The organism is Pseudoalteromonas sp. Z9A6, from assembly GCF_011378805.1.
Taxonomy (GTDB): Bacteria; Pseudomonadota; Gammaproteobacteria; order Enterobacterales; family Alteromonadaceae; genus Pseudoalteromonas; species Pseudoalteromonas distincta.
Window position 1 is genome coordinate 1 of the sequence record NZ_WTKZ01000001.1, and the last position, 19,986, is coordinate 19,986.

Below are 19,986 nucleotides of genomic sequence, written 5' to 3' on the forward strand. Positions count from 1 at the left end.
CAAGCCTTCCTCATCACATATCATCAGCACTTGCGTAAAAAGCGGCTCACTCTGTTCATGCATTTTAGCCACAAAACCCGCTATAGATGTGTAACAGATAAACTAGACAGCCACTCTAATTGAACAAACAAAATGTTGCCATTAAATTTAATTTGTAGGTTAATAATATATCTTTTATCGACAGGTTATTTTCATTTCATCCATCAAATAAGTCACTAGCGCTCTTAATCTAAATTGCACGCATGAAAATGGCTGCATGGTGCAGTTGTGATTTATTACTGAGTAGTTTACGTTTTATGCCAGTAGCTTTTCGCAGTTACTGATATTCGCTCGCCGCTTTCGCTTTAAGTTTTCACAATAACCTTCTTGTGAGGCTGGCCTGCCCACTGCGCCATGAAATACGCGCGTAAATTGGGTTGTAAGCTTTAACCAGTTCTCTGGAGATATATTCACCCTTTCCAGTAAAGGCAAATGTGTACTTTCAATATACCCTCGCTTGTCTTCTCGCATACAACGTCCTGTTAATTCAACAAGTTCAAGGTACGATTTAAGCTCAAACGGCAGCCCTTTTGGCATAATCTGACGTGGCATACCTGCAAAGCGAAGGAGTTGTTTTGGCTGCTTGCCTTCTTTTGCGCATATTAAGCGTACTTGAGCGCTGGTATGGTCTGACTCTTCTGGCGTTTTAGCCATTTTGGCTCTAATCGGGTTTAAATCGACATACGCCATACAGGCGGCAAGTGCGGCTTCATCAAGCAGTGCTTGTGAGCTAAATCGCCCCTCCCAAAACCTGCCGGTACAGTTATCTTCCTTATTTGCTCTGCGAGCAATATCTTCATTTAACAACCGCATAAACCAGCTAATACTTGATAGACGCTCTCGATATTCCTTTACTGTTTGATTAAAAAAAATAAGTTCAACTTTACTTAGCTTTTCACCCTGTACATATTTTTGCGTTAACAATGTGCCTTTACAGAGTTTATGCCAGCGAATAACAATCGCTTTATCATTCAGCCTATTCGCTTTCTTATCATCAACATACAAGACTAAATGTGTATGATTACTCATTACGGCATAAGCACATACATCAATACAAAATGTCTTGGCTAACTCAAGCAGTTTGTCTTCAACCCAGCCCCTACGATGCTCGTAAGATTTGCCTGTAAAACGGTCTTCGCCACATAAAAATGCACGGCGTACGCAACGTGAAATACAGTGGTAGTACTTTGTATCAACCAAACTTACTTGACGCTTTCTTGCGATTGCCATAAAACACCCTGCTTATTTTTTACACTAAATAAAGGCTAGTCTTTAACTTCTAAAAGTGCAAAATTTAAAGTGGGTGTCTTGTTTATTTCTGTGCCATCAATTTAGAATGTGTATATACTTTCCTATACAATCAGTGTCATTATCATTTATATAAAATCTTATTTTTTTACCAGCAACCAGGCTAGTCATTAACATTGAATAGACTATCTTATTGTTTTCAGTATTATTTTGCCAAGTAAGCCATCCTCCTTCTGGACATGTAGTGCTTCCAACATCCAACTTAAATTTAATAACATCTGGCATATAGGTTGCCTCTAGTGTTACTACTTGACCTGTCAAAAATTCTAAAGAGAGCGCTTTGCTACTAAAAAATACAACTATAGTAAAAAATAATACTTTCATGAACCCTACCTTGGCTTATTAAAATTTTTAGTTATGGTGTATATTACTACTCTCACAACTACCTGTTTATTAAATTATATTAACTTAAAACCTTATCAAACACAGGTAATAAATAGGTAAACTTAGCTAAAATATTTAGCTGGTAACACAAAAAAATTTAAAATACAGGGTGTGTGGCGTGGATATCTTTTTATAACTAAAAACTAGTACAGTTATCTAAGACCAAACATACTTTCCATTGATGATAATCATAAAAGACAAATAGAAAGACCTGACCCTATGATCTAGGATCTAGTGATCTAGTGATCTAGTGATCTAGCATACCCACATTGAAAAAGTTCGTCCGTATCTAAAACATGTTAATTTTATCGCCTTTAGATCGAGTAATAAAAAGCCCCGCGAGGGCGAGGCTATAGAATAAAAGCACGTTTAGAAACTATCTTTTCTTTTCGGTGTAATCTATGACGAATAGAATTAGAGCTAAAACAATTGAGGCTGGTAATATTGCATATATAAAGCCATCAAGTATTCGTTGAAAACTTAATTCATACATTTCTCCATTCAAAGCTACTTTTAAAAATGTAAGCCCTGTTAAAATTCCAATACAAACAATTGTCAGTCTAAAAAACATTCTAAAACTAGTTCTAACACTCATTTTTAACACTCGAACATGACTCGCTAATTATCTTTTCACTACCTTGCGTTGCAGCTTCAGTACCAAGTTGTTTAGCCGTATCTCCGACCCCAGTCTTACCAAACGCTTTATTTGCCGCAGCTCCTGCTATTTTCCCTACAGCTTTAACATGGGGTGCCAAGCTTTCTACAGCATTTTCGACTGCATTATCAACAATTTGCCCTGACGGAGTACCATCTAAAGAATCATTTACCATACCCGCACCTGTATTTAATACAGCTCCTCCCCCAACAGTCATAGTACCAGCAAGGACCTTTTCAGCGGTAGTCGCAACAATTTGCCCACCTGTCGAGATTGTCGTTTTTGCTAAGGAACTCAAACCACCTGTTGCAGCCCCTGCTAGCCCTGAAACTGCGACTTTAGTTAAGCTAATCTCTTTACCCGTAAAGTATTGAGAAGCAAGTTCAACACCCGCCCCTACTACAAAGCCTATTACTAAATGAGCAAATTCTCCATCAGGATCTGTATATTTATATGGGTTGTTGTTAGCGTAAGCGTACCTATTAAGCCCATGAACAGCATTACCACGTGCAATATGACCCATCGCATCAACAGGGTCATTCGAGTAAAAACGCCCGATAACTGGATCATAGTATCGTGCCTGCATATAACTCAACCCTAAATCGGTGTCGAATTTATGCCCTGTGTACCCTACATCATCTTTGGGGGCTTCTATCTATTCACCAAATGGACGAGCATGCTGACGGCTTTCATTCACTGTTTGCGGTGTTACATTACCATATTTGGCAATCAGTTTTTTACCTAAGTAAATATAGTTAGTGCCGCTGCCGGTTATGGTGTCGCCTTTTTCTCTGTACAGCAATGTACCATCTTGGCTGTACATTGAATAACTTGTACCGTTAGCATCTGCCTGTTTTACGCGGCGGTTATGACCATCATATAAATAGCTGTTGCCTTTGGCTGAAGTAAGCAGATTAGCGCGGTTAAAGCTCAGTGAGTATGCGCCATTATTAGTGATGTTACCTCGGGTATCGTAACCTATTGAGCCATATCGTCCGCTTACGCCGGTTACTTTAGATAACCGATTTTTAGCGTAATCATAGGTATAATTAAGTGTTTTACCCTTATTTTTATAGTACGTAATGTTACCGAGCCCATCGTAGTGCATTTCACTCGACCCAATACCTGCTGCCCCAGTGGTACTGGTTAAGCGGTCAAGGTCGTCATACTGTAAATTAGTTAAACTATAGGCGCTGTTTTGGCTATCAATAATCGACGTTACATTTGCATTATTGTCGTAATCATAGGTTAAAGCCATAACAGTACTAGGTATATTACTGCCAGCTGGGCCTGTGTCTTTAAGCTGTTTTGGTAGTAGGCTATCTGCATATAGTGTTGTTTGATGCTTAACACCATTACCATACGTAAACGAACTCAGTGTACCATTAGCATAGTAGCTTGCACTTTTCGCAAAACTTAAATCAACATTTCCACTTTTATACACTTGTGCTTCTGTTGGCTCACCAAAGCCATTGGGTTTGAAGTTTACAATAGTTCCATCTGGGTAACCTAACTGTTCACGCTGTTGCAAAGCATTGTATTTATAATTAAGCATTAGAGGTAGTTCATTACCCACAAATAGCTGCTCTTCTTCGAGGCGATTTTGGTTGTTGTACTCATAACGATGAATTACATTACCAGCTGTTAAGGTTTTAACGTTCCCGTTGTTATCGCGCTCGTAGCTAACATCGCCTGAAGCATCTGGGTAGTTAACTTGTTTAAGACTGCCTAAGTTTTCATATGTATAAAAAGTACTCCCACTCGGCGCTGTACTGGTACATTGTGTATTAGCAACGCCACCTTGGCTCCAGATGAGTTCACCTAGTGTGTTATACTTATAAAGGGTATTGCCTACATCCGGTCGTGTAGTTAAACATAACTGTTTACTATTGTCGTAATAACGACGTTCAGTAACACTCGTTGAATTTCCATACTGATTAGCACCAGCTTGTGTAATAGCATGTGTTAAACCAAATATATCAATATCTAATGTGGTGGTTACATTCTCAGGCGATTCTATTTTTACTGCACGTGAGTAACTTGGTGAACCAAAGGCTTGATAGGTTGTAGTTGTTACGTGACCTTTTGCATCAGTTACTTCTATACGGTTATCAGATAAATAGGCGTAATTAATGGTGCCTACTCCACTTGTTGTAACACTTTGCTGTCGACCTAGTGAATCATAAACGGTTGTAGTGCCTTTATTTTCACTTATATTTGCGCTTGCATAAGATTGGAACGTTGGCTGATTCAAGTAGTTATATTCGAAAAGCTGATAACGGGTACTATTTGCTGCTGAGCTATTGACTAAATCTTGGCTTTTTGTTTTTGTCAGTCGCAATAAGTTGTCATAGTACTCTGTAGTTTTGAATACAGCGTTACCTGTACATGCTGTGCGTGAACTATTTAACGTACACGTTGATACAGTACGGGTATTGGTATCGTTATCCCAAGTATATAACGTGTCGTACCAGCTGCCATTAACCGCATCATTTGTTAAATCTACGGATTTAATACGACCCATGTCATCATAGGTGTAATTAGTTGATACGCCATTATAATCGGTTGTACGAGTTACCCACCCGTTATTATCAACTACCCTACCCGCACTCATGCTTCCTGTGGTTGACCTATTTGGCACCGTTATTACCTGCGGTAAACCGCGCTTGTAGTTTGCATATTCAATAAAACGCTTACCAGTGCCTACTGAACGATTTGAATTAAACTCTATTCGCTCAACATTGCCTTGTGCGGTGTAATCAGTGAAAGTACGTTGTAGTTGACCAAATAGGTACACTTTTGATGGTAATTGTTGGTTTGAAAAGTAACTATTCGAAAAAGCATTGTACTGAATGCGTTTAGTTTCTATATAGTTTTGATCATCGCTTGATACTTGGGTGATGGTAGGTAAATTTAAAATCCAATTTAAAGTGTCATGCTGGTAAAACTGCTTTTTATAAAAAGTACCCGATGGCCCTGCTAGAACAACTTGCTCAGGTGCATCATAAATATTATAGATATAACTTTTAGTAAAGCTGTCACTGTTAACATGTTTAGTAACTCTTTTGTCCTTTACGATATAAGATAAAGTGTCTGTATTCGTGGTTAAAATTGGATCGACAATACCACTGTTACCTTTAAAACTACTCTTCCAATATTGAGTCAATGTTTTTTGATTTATTTCTCCATTTGGGCCATGTTCGACCTGAGCTATAACCTGCCCTTCAGTTTCATCCCAGCGTTTACTAATATAGCTGTTAATATAACTATTATTCGGCGCTGTGACCTTGAGTACCCTTAAGTCATAAGCAGATAGCCCCAAACCACTTGGGATAGAGGAACAATCACTTTTAGTATTACAAGTAACTTCTTTAGTGTTTCCAATAATTGCAATACCACGTCTGAAACTACTAACTTCTGAACTACTTAAACCTGCAGAATTAAAGTGTGAATAATTATTACTGTAGGCATATGTCCATACATATTGTTCATCATTAATATCTATTGATTTACTTGAAATTGCTAAATTAGCATAGCAAGCATTATAGTTTATAGGCTTGCCTTGACGAGTATGACGCTGACTTTTTGCCGGGACTTCCGTTCGTCCATGTACGGTCAATTTGTAGTTAAAACTTATGTTGGCGCCGTTAGGATGTTTTACTTTAAGGGAGCTTTCTGGGCCATATAGCGGAGTAGTGTGGCTATATATACAGCTTTCTACATTAAAATTTGGTTTTACATATATCTTGCTCGCGTAGTTTATAAACTCAGGAAAATCATACTCCCAACTTTGGCCTGTTGGAAGTATGACGTCTGTTAAGTTATGGTTTTGATTTGCATACTTTTCTTCATATAAATACTCCCAAACCCGCTCTTGGCTTGTTATTTTATTTATGCGTCCCGATGATTCATATGAAAACGAAACGAGGTCTTCGCTATGGGCTGAGCCAGAAGGTTGGTATGTGATTTTTTCCAACTTACTACCATCAAATATATAATGCAGCGTATTGCCAAACTTATCTTCAACTTTTGTTGCAACGTAAGCAAGTTTACTACGTTGTGCAGGTTTTGTTTTTACAAGTGGTAACCCCAATTTTTCGATACGATGACCTAAAGTATAAATTAAGCCTTCACTCGTTTTTACAATAAAATACTCATTGCCATTTTCACTACTACAATTTATTGATGCATTGAGCTTGGTTCGGTAACGATGCTGGCCAGAACCACTTAATAATTTCCCACTAGCACCAGGTATAATCACATCGGCTCCGTTCCAATATTCATGCTGCTCATAAACATCACCATAAAATGAAATGGGGCCAGGAGATAAAGCACTTGAACAAGCTGTACTAGAATAATAATTATTGCTATAGCGAGTGCTGCCTTTTAAGTAAGTAGCTTCTATTTTTGGTAACTCGAGCTCCCAATCACCGAACTGTGCTGGGGATTTATCATTTTTACCTGTAAGCCGATTATATGTCCGTGTAATATTTAGAGGGATCTGTGAGTTCGTTTTAATACTTAAGTCAGTGACAGTAAATGAGAGTGAACCATCAGCTAGTGAAATACTTTCACCAGCCAAATTACTTGTAAGCGCCTCAACCTCTCGCTTGACGGCAAAACGCTCTAAATTATACTCAGATGGTGGCGCTATTAACTCAACATCACCTCCACCCGGAGGCTGTGCCGCTAAAGTAAACAGCGGAGCTAATAACATTGTTGATAAATAATAAGTAAAATTTTTCATTATTGCTCTTCCTGAGATTCAGCCACTGGACTACCAAGTAAATCCGTATGTATAAATATAATTTGTTTTGTGTTTGCTGGTGAACTAACCGTATAAACGGCCTCTTTTATATCACTAGATAATGAGCCGATCTTAGTTGCAAACACACATAACTGGCGACTAGAGTTAATAGAAAGAGGTGCAACATAGGTAAGCCAGTTATTTACACTGGAACAATCATACTCGAGAGGTATCAAAGCGTATTTCATTACTGCTTGCTGAGCATTCGTAATAATTATGTTATCTGTTGGAATTACATTACCCCCATCCGGTGATATAGAAGGAGCGGATAACTTAACTTGACGATTGATTAGAGGGCTATATAAATAAGCGGAATAAACAGAACTATCAGTAAAGGTATCTGTTCTTTTAGCTCTCACCCTAAATTTAACTGCTGAAAAAAACAGCCATGTTGTATAAGTAACTATTGCTAATTGTACTGCCTAGTAATCTATAATCATTACTAAGCATACTGTATATATTATTATTGCTAAGCTCTGCAATCTCAACGTCTATACTATATTTATAGTTACCCTCTCTTGGAACAGAGAATAACTCAGCCGGTGGTGGAAGTTTAGGCGGTAGTGTAATTACGCCATCATTGGGATACCAATTCCACATAATGCGCAACGAACCATTATTTTCTTCATACCTAAAGTTGCTTGGCGTTGGAACCAACGAAGGGGCTGGTATTGCAGGATCGATAATAGCTCCTTTCGAATCAAATACACAAGAAAGCATTAACAAAAAAGCTACTAAGAATCTCATTTTAATTTCTTTTTATATACAATAATTAAACATACAGTACACCTTTATAGGTACATAGTAAATTAAATTCTTAGTATGAAATGTGCTCACTTATTCAGAATAGTTACAAAAATTAAATACTTGTTTTTAGTTAATTTTATATCAACTAACTTTATTAATGGGCTACTTTGAGGTAAGACAGCTTTGTGGATAACGAGAAAAATATCTCGTTATATTATTGTCTTCGACAATTGATTTTCCTCCAGATCTTATTCAACCATAAATCAGGAAAAGCCACCGTAGTTGATATCAAGAATAATCTCAAAAGTTGAATAAATATTATTGAAAACTGATATTTAAAAAAACATAAAAAAGCCCCGCTTGTTTTTACACAAGCGGGGCTCCACACTAATACTTTTCAACAATAAAAGCGCCGATACTGCGGGCGCTTTGCATTATTGAATTTAATTACTTTAACTTACTGATTAACTACGCTTTTAAGCGGGTTAATCGGCTGTGCGTTATCGTCTAGTAGGTTCATATCAAAATCGAACTCATCTACACGAATCGCTTTTTCACGTTTAATGTTGTAATCAATTAACTGAACGTGCTCAGCTTGCGTGATTACATTTGCCGCTAATGCGTTATCAAGTGTAATGTTAAAACGTGCACCTGGTTTAATTACTTTAGCACGTAATGCTTTTTTAACTTTAGCCAGCTCGCCAAGTGATGCCATTTTAGCTTTGTAAGCTTGCTCATTAATATGATGGCCATCGCCCACTACTGGTTTAACTAAATGCGTGATTTGCGCTTTAAATGCAGTATCAAGCTGAGCTTGCTTAGCTAGTTCGCGGATTAAGTCATCGCTAATTTTTGGCATTTTAGTTGAGTAGTTCATTGTAATGAAACGAATAAACTTACGAGTACCACTTGCAGGGAAGTTATCTAAAAACTTGTGCAGCGCTTCTTCAGCACTTTGTAGTGCAAAGCGAGTTGCATAATGAAAATACGGTGCTGCTTGCTCACGTTCACTACTTGATACTTTTTGCTCGTAGTATTTAATTGACGCCATTGCCGCGTATAAAAAGCTCATTACATCGCCTAAACGTGCCGATAGCATTTCTGCTTGTTTTAACTTACCGCCAAGTACCAATAACGAAAAGTCTGCATATACCGCTAATTTAGCTGATAATTTATGAACAGCTTTTTCGTAGTCGCGTACTTCTGGTAAATCAGAGTTTGCACTTGCTGTAAATGGTAAAACACCTAAGCGGAAAGCACGTAAGCTGTTTGCTGTGCTGTAACCAATTGTTTTGCGTAAAATGCCGTTAAATTCTTTATCTGCGCCTTTATCTTCACTATGGATAGATTCAACCATAGATTGTAAATATGGATGACAACGCATAACACCTTGACCAAAGATCATTAGGTTACGAGTAAGAATGTTCGCGCCTTCTACGGTAATGGCAATCGGCTGAGCAACATAACCACTTGCTAAGGTATTTTGTGGACCGTTTTGAATCGCTTTACCCGCTTGAATATCCATTGCTGAATCAAGCACGTCGCGACCAAGCTCTGTCATGTGGTATTTAGCGATTGCAGTTACTACTGATGGTTTTAAGCCCATGCCTAAGCCTTCAGTTGTAAGTACGCGCATTGCTTCTTGTAGGTATGTTTTACCTGCAATGTCAGCTAGTTTTTCTTGAATACCTTCAAACTGACCAATGGCTAAACCAAACTGTTCACGCACTGCTGCATATTCAGATGCTGATTTAAATGCAACTTGTGCTGTACTAACACCTAGCGCAGGTAATGAAATACCACGGCCAGCACCTAAACAGCTAACCAGCATTTGCCAACCACGGCCGATGTTTTTCTGTCCACCAATAACAAAGTCCATTGGTACAAATACTTTGTTACCACGTGTAGTACCGTTGTAAAAACGAATACCCATTGGGTCGTGACGATTACCAAGCTCAACACCTGGGTGCTCTTTAGGAATAAGTGCACAGGTAATGCCTAGGTTTTCTTTACCACCTAGCAGACCATCAGGGTCAACTACTTTAAATGCTAAACCAAGTACGGTAGCAATAGGTGCAAGTGTAATGTAGCGCTTGTCCCAGGTAATTTCTAAACCAAGGACTTCTTCGCCGTTGTACATACCTTTAGTTACTTTACCAACATCAGGAATACCACCTGCATCAGAACCCGCTTCTGGGCTTGTTAATGCAAAACATGGAATGTCTGTACCATTTGCTAGGCGTGGTAAGTAATGTGCTTGTTGCTCTTGCGTACCAAAGTGAAGTAATAACTCACCTGGGCCTAACGAGTTAGGAACCATTACGGTTACCGCAACTGCTGAGCTTTTAGTCGCAATTGTGCCAACAATAGTAGAGTTTGCATAAGGGCTAAACTCTAAACCACCAAACGACTTAGGAATGATAAGCGAGAAAAAACGCTCTTTTTTCAAAAATTCTAAGATGTCATTTGGTAAATGAATGCCGTTTTGAATCACTGAATCGTCAATCATGCCCAATAACTCTTTTACTGGACCGTCTAAGAATGCTTGCTCGTCTGCGCTTAATGTAGCAGCAGGTACGTCGCGAAGTGCACTGAAATCAGGTTTACCTTGGTAGATAGAACCTTCAAGCCATACATCACCCGCGTCTAGCGCTTCTTGTTCTGTGATAGAAATACTTGGTAATACTTTTTTTAGTTTTGTACGTAAACTCATGATTGAACTCATCCGACCAGCTAAATAATAACTACATTACGTCATAAAAAATCGTTTAGATCAATTACTCTATTCAATTAATTAACAGTTTTTTCAATTTATTTTCTTTACCTGAACGTAAACTGTTGAAACACAAAGGCTTACAGTTGTACGCTGAAAAAAAGTATTTTAGCTAAAATGATGAATAAAACAGCAAAAGCGCTAGCGCTGTATCTATTTTTTTATGGGCATAAAAAAACGCAGCACAAATAGGCTACGTTTTTATTCAATTTGTAGAGGCTATATTATCAGTTAATCTAGCTAAAACTACCTAAATTTAAATCAAATTGTATAAGCGCTTCACTTAGCAACTTTAACAACTTGCTTGCCGGTAAAACCACCAGCAAGTTGTTTATTAAGCGCTTGCGATACTGACTCAGCACTAAAATCTACGGGCGTTATTTCTGGGTGTTTAATGTCGCCACTAACAGCGCCTTCAAGTAACAGGTTGCCCATAAAACTCAAACGTTGTTGTGCACATAAACTATTAGCAAGCCATGCTCCACCAATCGATACAACGCTAATATTGGGCGCTCGGTGATACATTAAGTCTCGATCAAAACAAGGTAGCGGATTTAAGCAGGCAATACGTCCGCAAAAACGCATTAACTCAATATTACGCTGAGTACACTCACCACCTATCGTATCAATAACCGCATCAAAGCCTTGTGGGCCAAGTTCTCTGCGGATTTTTTCGCATAGCTTTTTATCGCTATAGTCAAAAACCACATCAGCGCCTAGCTGCTTAACCAACTTATGGTTACGCTTTGATGCCGTGGTAAATACATCTGCACCACGATGCTTTGCATATTGAATAGCAAACTGCCCTACCGCTCCGGCTCCGCCTTCAATAAAAATAGTATCGCCTTCACTAATGCCTATTTTATCTAAGCTGATGAGTGCTGCCATACCGGCGCATGGAAGTGTTGCTGCAATGGCCGGATTTAAACCGCTTGGCACAACCGACACTGCAAAGTTAGATACTTTGGTGTATTCGCTCAAAGCACCTTGCTCACCAATGTTGGCATGCCACATAACGCGCTCGCCAACATTTGGAAACACACCTTTATTAGCTTTAACCACAACACCTACGGCGTCTAAGCCTAAAATATGTGGATACTGCCATTTACAAAAGCCTGTTTTAGCAAATTGACCATCAACTGGATTTAAACCAACGTACTCTACTTTTACAAGCAGCTCGTTATCTGCACAGTCTGGAACAGGCAGCTCAGCATCCGCTAAGTCAATTGCTTCATTTGGTTCTGGCAGTACAATAGCGCGCATTGTTTGCGGGATAATGTATTCATGTAAATTTTCAGTATTTGGCATCAATATAACTCTACTTATTAGTGTCGTTTAACGCATAACTCCATTGGCCATTAAATGACTGGTAAGCATTTACTTTGGCAAGCAGTGAAGAAATTGTTGTTTCAACAGCATTTTCTTGTGCTATTAAAACATCCTGGCGCGCTTCTAACAACTCAAGGTAAGGAATTTGACCTTCTTCATACATGGCTTGGGCTTGTAAAAATGCTTTATTAGCAAAGTCATAGCGCTCATCGGCAAAGCGTTTTTGCTGTGCTTGATTGACCAACAATTGCAGTGAAAGTTCACTTTCACTTAGTGCAGTTAATACCACTTGTTGATAATCGCTGTATGCGGCTTCACTTAAAAACTGCTGCGCGTCGCGCTGTGCTAATAATGCTGGGTAGCTTAATAACGACCATTGTAACTGCGGCGCTACTTGCCACTGCTGATCGGTATTTTTTAAGCCTGTGCTGTCTATACTCACAACCCCTGCAAATGCAGATAAGCTAATATCGGGTAATAACGCTTTGCTCGCTGCAACACTTAAACTATTTGCTTGGCTAAAATCAAACAGCGCGCGGCTAATATCAGGGCGTAAGGCAATAGCGTTATTAGCATTTTTTAGTGCGACGCTAAAGTCACGTTCAAGCACGCTTTGCTCGTTTTCAATAGCAATATTTTGCGCTAGCTTACCGCTTAGTACTGCAAGCGCAGATAAGTCGCTATATTTTGCATACTCAATGGCAGGCATAAGTGCTTGTTGCTGCCTAAGCTGCGCCATAGTACGGTTTAAATCAAGCTCGTTAGCTACACCTTCATCAACACGGGCTTGCAAAACGTCAATACTTTGCTCAAGCGCTTCTATTTGAAGCGCTACAATGTGTTGTTTTTCAACATTACCCTGATAGCTCACAAAGCCTTTAACAACTGACGATACTACTTCTATTTGTAATAAGCGTACTTGCTCTGCTTGGCTCATGGCCGATGCATTTGCAGCATCAACCAACGCCGTTATGCGACCAAATAAATCTAGCTGCCAATCAAGTGCAACGTTTGCACTTGATTGGCGGTCAAACACGCTTGGTGCATCGCTTCGGGCTGCGCCAACATTTACGCCACCTTGCGGAAGGTACTGGGCTTTTTGCTCTCCTAATCGCGCTAATGCGCTTTTAAGTGTCAGCTGGCTGGTTTGCAAATTATAGTTATTTGCAAGCGCGCCAGTAACAAGCTCATTTAGTTGATCAGAATTAAGCTTTTTCCACCAGTTTGTTTCATCAGCAACGCTAACGTTACTAGCAATATTAGCTTTAGCAACAAATTCGTTAACCGCTTTTTGCTCGCTCATGGTGTCTATTTTACTCGCGCACCCTGCTAAAAACGCAGCGACTAATACCGCACTGACGGTTAGACTTGTTTTAAGCCTTTTTTGCATTAATTTAGTCATGAGTATTCTCCTGCGCTTTCTCTTTTTTATTAGTCACTAGCATATAAAATACCGGCGTAAACAATAGGCCAAACACGGTTACACCTATCATGCCTGAGAATACTGCGTTACCCATTGCGTGTCGCATTTCGGCGCCCGCACCGGTGGCAAGTACTAACGGTACAACACCTGCTGTAAATGCAATCGACGTCATTAATATTGGGCGCAAGCGCATACGACATGCCTCAAGTATTGCCTCTAAGTGCGATAAGCCTGAGTCGTGTCTATCTTTTGCAAACTCAACCATCAATATCGCATTTTTAGAAGCCAACGCGACCAGAACTATGAGCGCTATTTGGGTGAATATGTTGTTGTCAGAGCCAACAAACCACACACCTAACAAGGCTGAGAAAATAGTCATTGGTACAATTAATATAATTGCCAGTGGTAAACGTAAGCTCTCGTACTGCGCTGCAAGTACCATAAATACAAGTAATACAACTAACGGGAATACATAAACCATGGTGTTACCGGCAAGTACTTGTTGGTACGTTACTTCAGTCCACTCATATTCAATACCTGTTGGTAGTGTGTCTGCGAGTACTTTTTCAATAGCAACTTGTGCTTGATCAGAGCTATAACCTGGCGCTGGGCTACCATTTAGTTCTGCACTTGGGTAACCGTTGTAATGCATAACACGGTCAGGACCAATTGTTGGTGTTACTGTTAATACAGAGCCTAGAGGCACCATATTACCTGAGCGGTTACGTACTTTTAAATTAAGTATTTGATCAGGGTCTAAGCGGTAGTCAGCATCAGCCTGTGCATTTACTTGGTACGTACGGCCAAACATATTAAAGTCATTTACGTACACAGAGCCTAGATAAATTTGCAGGGCATTAAATACTTCATCAAGTGGAATACCTTGAATAAGCGCTTGCTCACGGTCAATATCAATATCCATTTGTGGAACTTGGATACGGAAACTTGAGTACAGGCCAATTAATGCAGGGTCTTGTTGCGCTTTACCAATAACGGCTTGCAGGCTATTAAATAATGCTTCAAACCCTTTATTAGCTCTGTCTTCTATTTGCAGTTTAAAACCACCGGTAGTGCCTAAACCTTGAATTGGCGGCGGTGGAAATACCGCTACAAATGCCTCATCAATGGCAGCAAAACGTTTATTCAACTGCGCCGCTATCGCCATCGCTGATTGGCTTGGATCGCTACGTTTGTCAAAGCTTTCAAGTGGTGTAAATACAATGCCGCTGTTAGGGCTGTTTGTAAAACCGTTCACTGATAAGCCAGGAAAAGCAACAGTATGTGCAACGCCTGGTACTTCTAGTGCAATTTGCTGCATTTGAGCAAGTACGTCTTCAGTACGATCAAGGCTTGATGCGTCAGGTAACTGCGCAATAGCCACTAAATACTGCTTGTCTTGCTGTGGAATAAAGCCACCTGGTACGGTATCAAATAACTTAATTGTGCCGCCAACAAGTGCAATATAAGCCACCATTACAACAACGGTCATACGAATTAGTTTTTGTACCAGTTTTTCGTACCCTTTAGCACCACGATTAAATACGCGGTTAAATGGTTTAAACAACCAACGACCAAACAATTTATTAAGTAAACGCGTGAACGCATCTGGTTTTGCATCGTGCGATTTTAATAACAATGCAGCAAGCGCAGGCGATAACGTTAATGAGTTAAACGCTGAGATAATCGTCGAAATTGTAATTGTAAGTGCAAATTGCTTATAAAATTGACCTGATAAACCGGTAATAAACGCAGTAGGAATAAATACAGCACTTAGTACTAGCGCAATGGCAATAATAGGGCCTGTTACTTCGCTCATTGCAACGCGGGTTGCTTCAAGTGGCGATAAGCCTTTTTCAATATTACGCTCTACGTTTTCAACAACTACAATCGCATCATCTACAACAATACCTATGGCCAATACTAAACCAAACAACGACAAGGTATTAATTGAGACACCTAACCACTGCATTACGGCAAATGTACCAATAAGTGAAATAGGCACAGCAATTAGCGGAATAATAGATGCACGCCACGTTTGTAAAAATACAATAACAACAATAACTACCAGTACAATTGCTTCAAGCAAAGTGGCAATTACCGCGTCAATTGAGCCGCGAACAAATACCGTAGGGTCGTACACAATGTCGTATTCAACACCAGTAGGGAAATCTTTTGATAAGCGCGCCATTGTTTCGCGTACTTGATCGGAAAGCTCAATAGCGTTTGAACCTGGGCGTTGGAATATTGGTATTGCAAGTGCTGGTTGGTTGTCAAGCTCTGCACGCAGTGCGTAAGTGTCTTGACCTAAATCAACACGGGCTATATCAGATAAACGCGTTAACTGACCTTCATCGCCTACTTTAATAATAACTTGTTCAAATTCTTCAATACTGTTTAAACGACCTTTAACATTTAACAGTATTTGAAATTGACTGTCGTTTGAAATAGGTTGCGCGCCTAAGCTACCTGCAGCAACTTGCTGGTTTTGCGATCGAAGCGCTGTTACTACATCTGTTGCTGTTAATTCGCGTGCAGCAAGTGCATCTGGGTTTAGCCATACTCGCATTGAGTATTTACCGCCACCGAATAAGCGAATATCACCTACGCCTGGCAAGCGCGCAATTTCATCTTTAATGTTTAAATCAGCATAATTAGATAAGTAAGCTGTGTCGTGCGTTTTTTCAGGTGAGTATAAATGCACTAACATGGTTAAATCGGGTGATGATTTTTCAGCCACAACACCTAAACGTTGTACCTCTTCTGGCAAACGCGGAAGTGCACTGTTTACACGGTTTTGTACTTGTACTTGAGCACGGTCTAAATCGGTACCTAACGCAAATGTTACCGTTAGTGTCATACGGCCATCACTGGTACCTTGCGAAAACATATACAACATGTTTTCAGTACCGTTAATTTCTTGCTCCAGCGGTGTTGCCACTGTTTGCGCAATAACGGTAGGGTTAGCACCTGGGTAATTGGCGGTAACAACAACTGTTGGAGGAACTACTTCTGGGTATTCACTTACTGGTAATTGGAATAGTGATATGCCACCAGCAATTAAAATAACCAACGAAAGCATAGCCGCAAATATTGGGCGCTGTATAAAGAAATGCGAAAATTTCATCAATAAACCTTATTGCTTAGCCACAAGTTGTGCGTTGTCGTTTGACAATGTAAATGCCACACCGCTTGTATCAATTGTTACTGTTTGCGGAGAGATTGGCATACCAGGACCTACGCGAGCAGGACCATTTACAGCAATTACATCACCTTCGTTAAGGCCTGAAGTAACCGCACGTAATGCACCGTAACGCTCACCAATAGTAATTAGTTTGTATTCAAGTACGTTGTTTTCGCCAACGGTTAATACAAAACGATTTTTTAAGTCGGTACCAATTGCACGTTCTGGAATAATAATAGCGTCGCTAATAGAATTGGCTGCAAGCTTGATACGTGCAAACGAGCCTGCGCGTAATTGGTTGTTGTCTTCATTAAATACGGCACGTACACGTAATGTGCCCGTTGATGAATTAATTTGGTTATCAATAAAGTTAATGTAGCCTTTGTATGCAAAATCACTTTGACCGACTTTTTGCATTACAACAGTTTGATGGCTCGCAGCAGTAACATCATTAAAAGAGCTATTCCATGTGCGCTCATCAACATCAAAATAAGCGTACATAGCTTGGTTCGAAACAATCGATGTTAATACGCTTTGACCCGCAAGTACGTTATTACCTTTAGTAATATTTGCACGAGAAATAATGCCATCAATTGGTGATACTACTGACGTAAACTCTAAATCAAGTTCTGCTGAGGTAAGTTGTGCTTGCAGTGCAGAAAGCTGTGCTTCGCGTTGGCGCAGTGTTGAAGTACGCGCTTGTGCTTGCTCAGTTGAGATTGCCTTACGGTCTAATAAGCGTACCGCACGTTTGTCTTCACTTTTAGCTTGTTCAAGTGCGGCTTCTGCACTTTTAATTTGCGCTTTTAAGCTTGCAACAACCGCTGCAAATGGGCGAGCATCTAATTGAAATAAAACATCGCCTTCTTTAACCACGTCGCCTTCTTTAAATTCAATGCTATCGATGATTCCTGATACACGCGGCATTAAAGCAACTTCTTGTGGAGACTCTAAACGAGTTGTATATGTGTGCCAGCTCTGTACCGGCTTAACAAGCACCTGTGCTACATCAATTGGTTGAAGTTGCTGTGCAGGTGTTGATTGAGCTGTGCTCTCATCAGCACAACCCGCAAGTGTTAAAGATGCCGCAGTAAGTGCAGCAGCAATTAGATGTTTGTTCATGAAGACGCTCCATTGTTGATTAGCCTCGCATAATACGGATTAAACCCGTGTGTAAAAACCATAGATTTTTAAATTCATTAATGCCAAAATGGCATCAATAGATTAGTTAAGGTGTAATAATGGATACAACAAGTCGACTTTTAATGTTACTTGAAGTAGTTGAGCAAGGCTCTTTTGCTAAAGCTGCAGAAATACGCAACATAGATCGCTCTGTTATATCTAAACAAATTAGCCGTTTAGAGGATGAGTTAGGCGTTAGGTTACTTAACCGTACTACCCGTTCATTTTCGCTCACTGCGGCAGGCGCCGAAATGATCAAAAAAGCCGCAGAGCTTAGAGAGCTGCTCGGCGAAACCGTGCGCATGGCTGAAAACTACCATTTAGAGCCGCGCGGCGTTTTAAAAATCACTTCATCAACTCTTATTGGTCGCCGTTATTTACAACCTGTGCTTAATGATTTTCAAAAACGCTTTCCGCAAGTAGAAGTCGAACTGCGTTTAGACGATAGATTTGTAGATATAGTCTCTGAAGGATTTGATTTGGCTTTTCGTGTAGGAGAGCCTAAAGACTCGTCACTTATTGCACGTAAAATAGCGCGTAATCGATTATTAATTTTAGCTGCGCCACAGTTTATTGAAACTTATGGTATGCCAAAAACAATGGAAGAGTTAGCGAAATTACCAGCAGCAAGCTATGCCAGTAATTCTATTCGAGTAGAAGCAATAGATTATTACGATAGTAAAGGTGAGCGCTGCGAGCAAAAAATAAAAAGTGTGTTTCGTGCTAATGATGCCGAGTCATTGTTAATGAAAACATTATCGGGTACAACTTACTTTGTCGCCCCTGCATTTATTATTGGTGATGAAGTAATACAAGGTAAGTTAGTGCCTTTATTGACCGATGTAAAACTGATGGAATTGAGCGCAATGTATGCCGTATATCCGCATCGAGATTTACCAGTAAGAACCCGATTATTTTTTGACGCTGTACGCGAGCATTTAGGAAAAGATAAACCGATTTGGGAAAACGGGATCCCTAACTTTGAACAAATGTACTAAGTAGCACGACTTACGCAACGACTGCCTGGTAATCATTTTCTTTTTTAAACTTACAATACACTTTATTGCGACCAAATTGCTTTGCTTTGTATAACTGTTTATCAGCTTGGTTTACAAAGCTTTCCAATGAATTGGTACTTTTAAATTTTGCGACACCAATACTGGTTGTAACATTGATTGCAAGGCCGTCAATGTCAAATGTGGTACTTTCAAAACGTGCCCTTATTTGTTCAGCGGTATTAAGTGCAGCCTCTTCATTTTCAAAAGAGCTAAATAAAGCAAACTCCTCACCGCCGACTCTAAATAAATACCCTCTAGCGAGTATAACTCTTAGTAAAGTCGCTACTTCAATAAGCACTTGGTCACCCACACCATGGCCATATTCATCATTTACTTGTTTAAAAAAATCTAAATCAAGTAAGAATAAATATAACTGTGATTTATCTTGTAGTTCTACTTCAAAGTAGTGGTTCATTGAAAGGCGATTGCCTGCACCCGTTAGTGGGTCAAGTAACGCTAAATTTTTAAGTCGCCTTGAAAAGTGTGAACGACTCCCTTCAAAAACGTGAGAAATTGCCCAAATACTTAAATAAGCACAGAGTAGATTAAGGGATAAGTTAAAAGTCTCAAAAGGGGCAAGAGTAGACTGACTACCTAAAATAAACACTTGGATCACTAATAAATTTGCAGAGAAAATTACACCATATTGTTTACCCAATAGTAGGTAGTACAAAATAGGTAATGCAAACGACCATACATACACACCGTTACGAGGCGACGCCAAAGATGTACCCAAAATAACGATGAATGTGATAAGTGCGCACATTACAACGGATTGCCAAAACTGTAATGGTCGGCGTATAAGTGTAATGTAAGTAAATATACAATAAATAGAAAAACAGATTTCGATATAGCCAAGCAATGGAAAGTTATTTACAGTTAAATTAAATCCCGCAAATCCAACCGATAAAACACCAAAGCAAAGGCACATCCCTCTTAGAACGTCCTTTCTTAATGATTTAGTGCTATTAAGGGCTGCGATATCCATTCTAATCACTTAATAAAAATAAAAAGTAAGTTTAACGTGAAAATACAATTTAACAAGCTTTGTTGCTCTAAAACCATGTAAACACACCCTTTTATTGGTGATTTAGGAACAC

Annotated in this window: 13 protein-coding genes; 1 reads left to right on the forward strand and 12 read right to left on the reverse strand. The window is 39.6% G+C overall.

The window, feature by feature from the left end:
- Positions 1–294: 294 nt before the first annotated feature.
- From GQR53_RS00005 to GQR53_RS00055, 11 genes are all read right to left on the reverse strand, one after another.
- Positions 295–1,269: a transposase gene (locus GQR53_RS00005; protein WP_165742499.1), complete on the reverse strand. Its 975-nt coding sequence runs from the start codon at positions 1,267–1,269 to the stop codon at positions 295–297.
- A gap of 96 nt (positions 1,270–1,365) precedes the next feature.
- A complete protein-coding gene (locus tag GQR53_RS00010; RefSeq protein ID WP_165742500.1) occupies positions 1,366–1,671 on the reverse strand; it encodes a hypothetical protein in 306 nt (101 codons plus the stop codon).
- A gap of 644 nt (positions 1,672–2,315) precedes the next feature.
- Positions 2,316–3,041 (reverse strand): RHS repeat-associated core domain-containing protein, encoded by a 726-nt coding sequence (locus GQR53_RS20700; RefSeq protein ID WP_346774379.1) that lies wholly within the window; start codon positions 3,039–3,041, stop codon positions 2,316–2,318.
- Positions 3,042–7,133 carry an RHS repeat protein gene (locus GQR53_RS00020; protein WP_165742501.1) on the reverse strand — a complete coding sequence of 1,364 codons (4,092 nt, stop codon included), beginning with the start codon at positions 7,131–7,133 and terminating at the stop codon, positions 3,042–3,044. It lies immediately after the preceding gene.
- The gene (locus GQR53_RS00025; protein ID WP_165742502.1) at positions 7,133–7,552 is read right to left on the reverse strand and encodes a hypothetical protein; all 420 of its coding nucleotides are present in this window, start codon (positions 7,550–7,552) and stop codon (positions 7,133–7,135) included. Before GQR53_RS00025 ends, GQR53_RS00020 begins: the two co-directional genes overlap by 1 nt.
- A 7-nt stretch (positions 7,553–7,559) precedes the next feature.
- Positions 7,560–7,940 (reverse strand): hypothetical protein, encoded by a 381-nt coding sequence (locus tag GQR53_RS00030; protein ID WP_165742503.1) that lies wholly within the window; start codon positions 7,938–7,940, stop codon positions 7,560–7,562.
- Between the two features lie 457 nt (positions 7,941–8,397).
- Positions 8,398–10,653 carry an acyl-CoA dehydrogenase gene (locus GQR53_RS00035; protein ID WP_165742504.1) on the reverse strand — a complete coding sequence of 752 codons (2,256 nt, stop codon included), beginning with the start codon at positions 10,651–10,653 and terminating at the stop codon, positions 8,398–8,400.
- Positions 10,654–10,992: 339 nt separating this feature from the next.
- A complete protein-coding gene (locus tag GQR53_RS00040; protein WP_165742505.1) occupies positions 10,993–12,021 on the reverse strand; it encodes a zinc-binding dehydrogenase in 1,029 nt (342 codons plus the stop codon).
- Between the two features lie 10 nt (positions 12,022–12,031).
- Positions 12,032–13,444: a TolC family protein gene (locus GQR53_RS00045; protein WP_165742506.1), complete on the reverse strand. Its 1,413-nt coding sequence runs from the start codon at positions 13,442–13,444 to the stop codon at positions 12,032–12,034.
- The gene (locus GQR53_RS00050) at positions 13,437–16,589 is read right to left on the reverse strand and encodes a multidrug efflux RND transporter permease subunit (protein ID WP_165742507.1); all 3,153 of its coding nucleotides are present in this window, start codon (positions 16,587–16,589) and stop codon (positions 13,437–13,439) included. The genes GQR53_RS00045 and GQR53_RS00050 overlap by 8 nt, the downstream gene beginning before the upstream one ends.
- A gap of 9 nt (positions 16,590–16,598) precedes the next feature.
- Complete coding sequence (locus GQR53_RS00055) at positions 16,599–17,768, reverse strand: efflux RND transporter periplasmic adaptor subunit (protein ID WP_165742508.1); 1,170 nt, start codon at positions 17,766–17,768, stop codon at positions 16,599–16,601.
- Positions 17,769–17,887: 119 nt separating this feature from the next.
- Here GQR53_RS00055 and GQR53_RS00060 point away from each other — a divergent pair, with 119 nt between their 5' ends.
- Entirely contained in the window at positions 17,888–18,826 is a 939-nt protein-coding gene (locus GQR53_RS00060; RefSeq protein WP_165742509.1) for a LysR family transcriptional regulator, read from the forward strand.
- Positions 18,827–18,836: 10 nt separating this feature from the next.
- On the opposite strand, the gene GQR53_RS00065 is transcribed toward GQR53_RS00060, so the two are convergent.
- On the reverse strand, positions 18,837–19,874 hold the full coding sequence (locus GQR53_RS00065) for a GGDEF domain-containing protein (protein ID WP_165742510.1): 1,038 nt from the start codon (positions 19,872–19,874) through the stop codon (positions 18,837–18,839).
- Between the last annotated feature and the right edge of the window lie 112 nt (positions 19,875–19,986).

What these genes read in the sequence shown, in the direction of transcription:
- GQR53_RS00050 (WP_165742507.1), bottom strand. Translation starts at nt 16,589, where the DNA reads ATGAAATTTTCGCATTTCTTTATACAGCGCCCAATATTTGCGGCTATG.
- GQR53_RS00010 (WP_165742500.1), bottom strand. Translation starts at nt 1,671, where the DNA reads ATGAAAGTATTATTTTTTACTATAGTTGTATTTTTTAGTAGCAAAGCG.
- GQR53_RS00040 (WP_165742505.1), bottom strand. Translation starts at nt 12,021, where the DNA reads ATGCCAAATACTGAAAATTTACATGAATACATTATCCCGCAAACAATG.
- GQR53_RS00045 (WP_165742506.1), bottom strand. Translation starts at nt 13,444, where the DNA reads ATGACTAAATTAATGCAAAAAAGGCTTAAAACAAGTCTAACCGTCAGT.
- GQR53_RS00035 (WP_165742504.1), bottom strand. Translation starts at nt 10,653, where the DNA reads ATGAGTTTACGTACAAAACTAAAAAAAGTATTACCAAGTATTTCTATC.
- GQR53_RS00020 (WP_165742501.1), bottom strand. Translation starts at nt 7,133, where the DNA reads ATGAAAAATTTTACTTATTATTTATCAACAATGTTATTAGCTCCGCTG.
- GQR53_RS00060 (WP_165742509.1), top strand. Translation starts at nt 17,888, where the DNA reads ATGGATACAACAAGTCGACTTTTAATGTTACTTGAAGTAGTTGAGCAA.
- GQR53_RS00005 (WP_165742499.1), bottom strand. Translation starts at nt 1,269, where the DNA reads ATGGCAATCGCAAGAAAGCGTCAAGTAAGTTTGGTTGATACAAAGTAC.
- GQR53_RS00030 (WP_165742503.1), bottom strand. Translation starts at nt 7,940, where the DNA reads ATGAGATTCTTAGTAGCTTTTTTGTTAATGCTTTCTTGTGTATTTGAT.
- GQR53_RS00055 (WP_165742508.1), bottom strand. Translation starts at nt 17,768, where the DNA reads ATGAACAAACATCTAATTGCTGCTGCACTTACTGCGGCATCTTTAACA.
- GQR53_RS00065 (WP_165742510.1), bottom strand. Translation starts at nt 19,874, where the DNA reads ATGGATATCGCAGCCCTTAATAGCACTAAATCATTAAGAAAGGACGTT.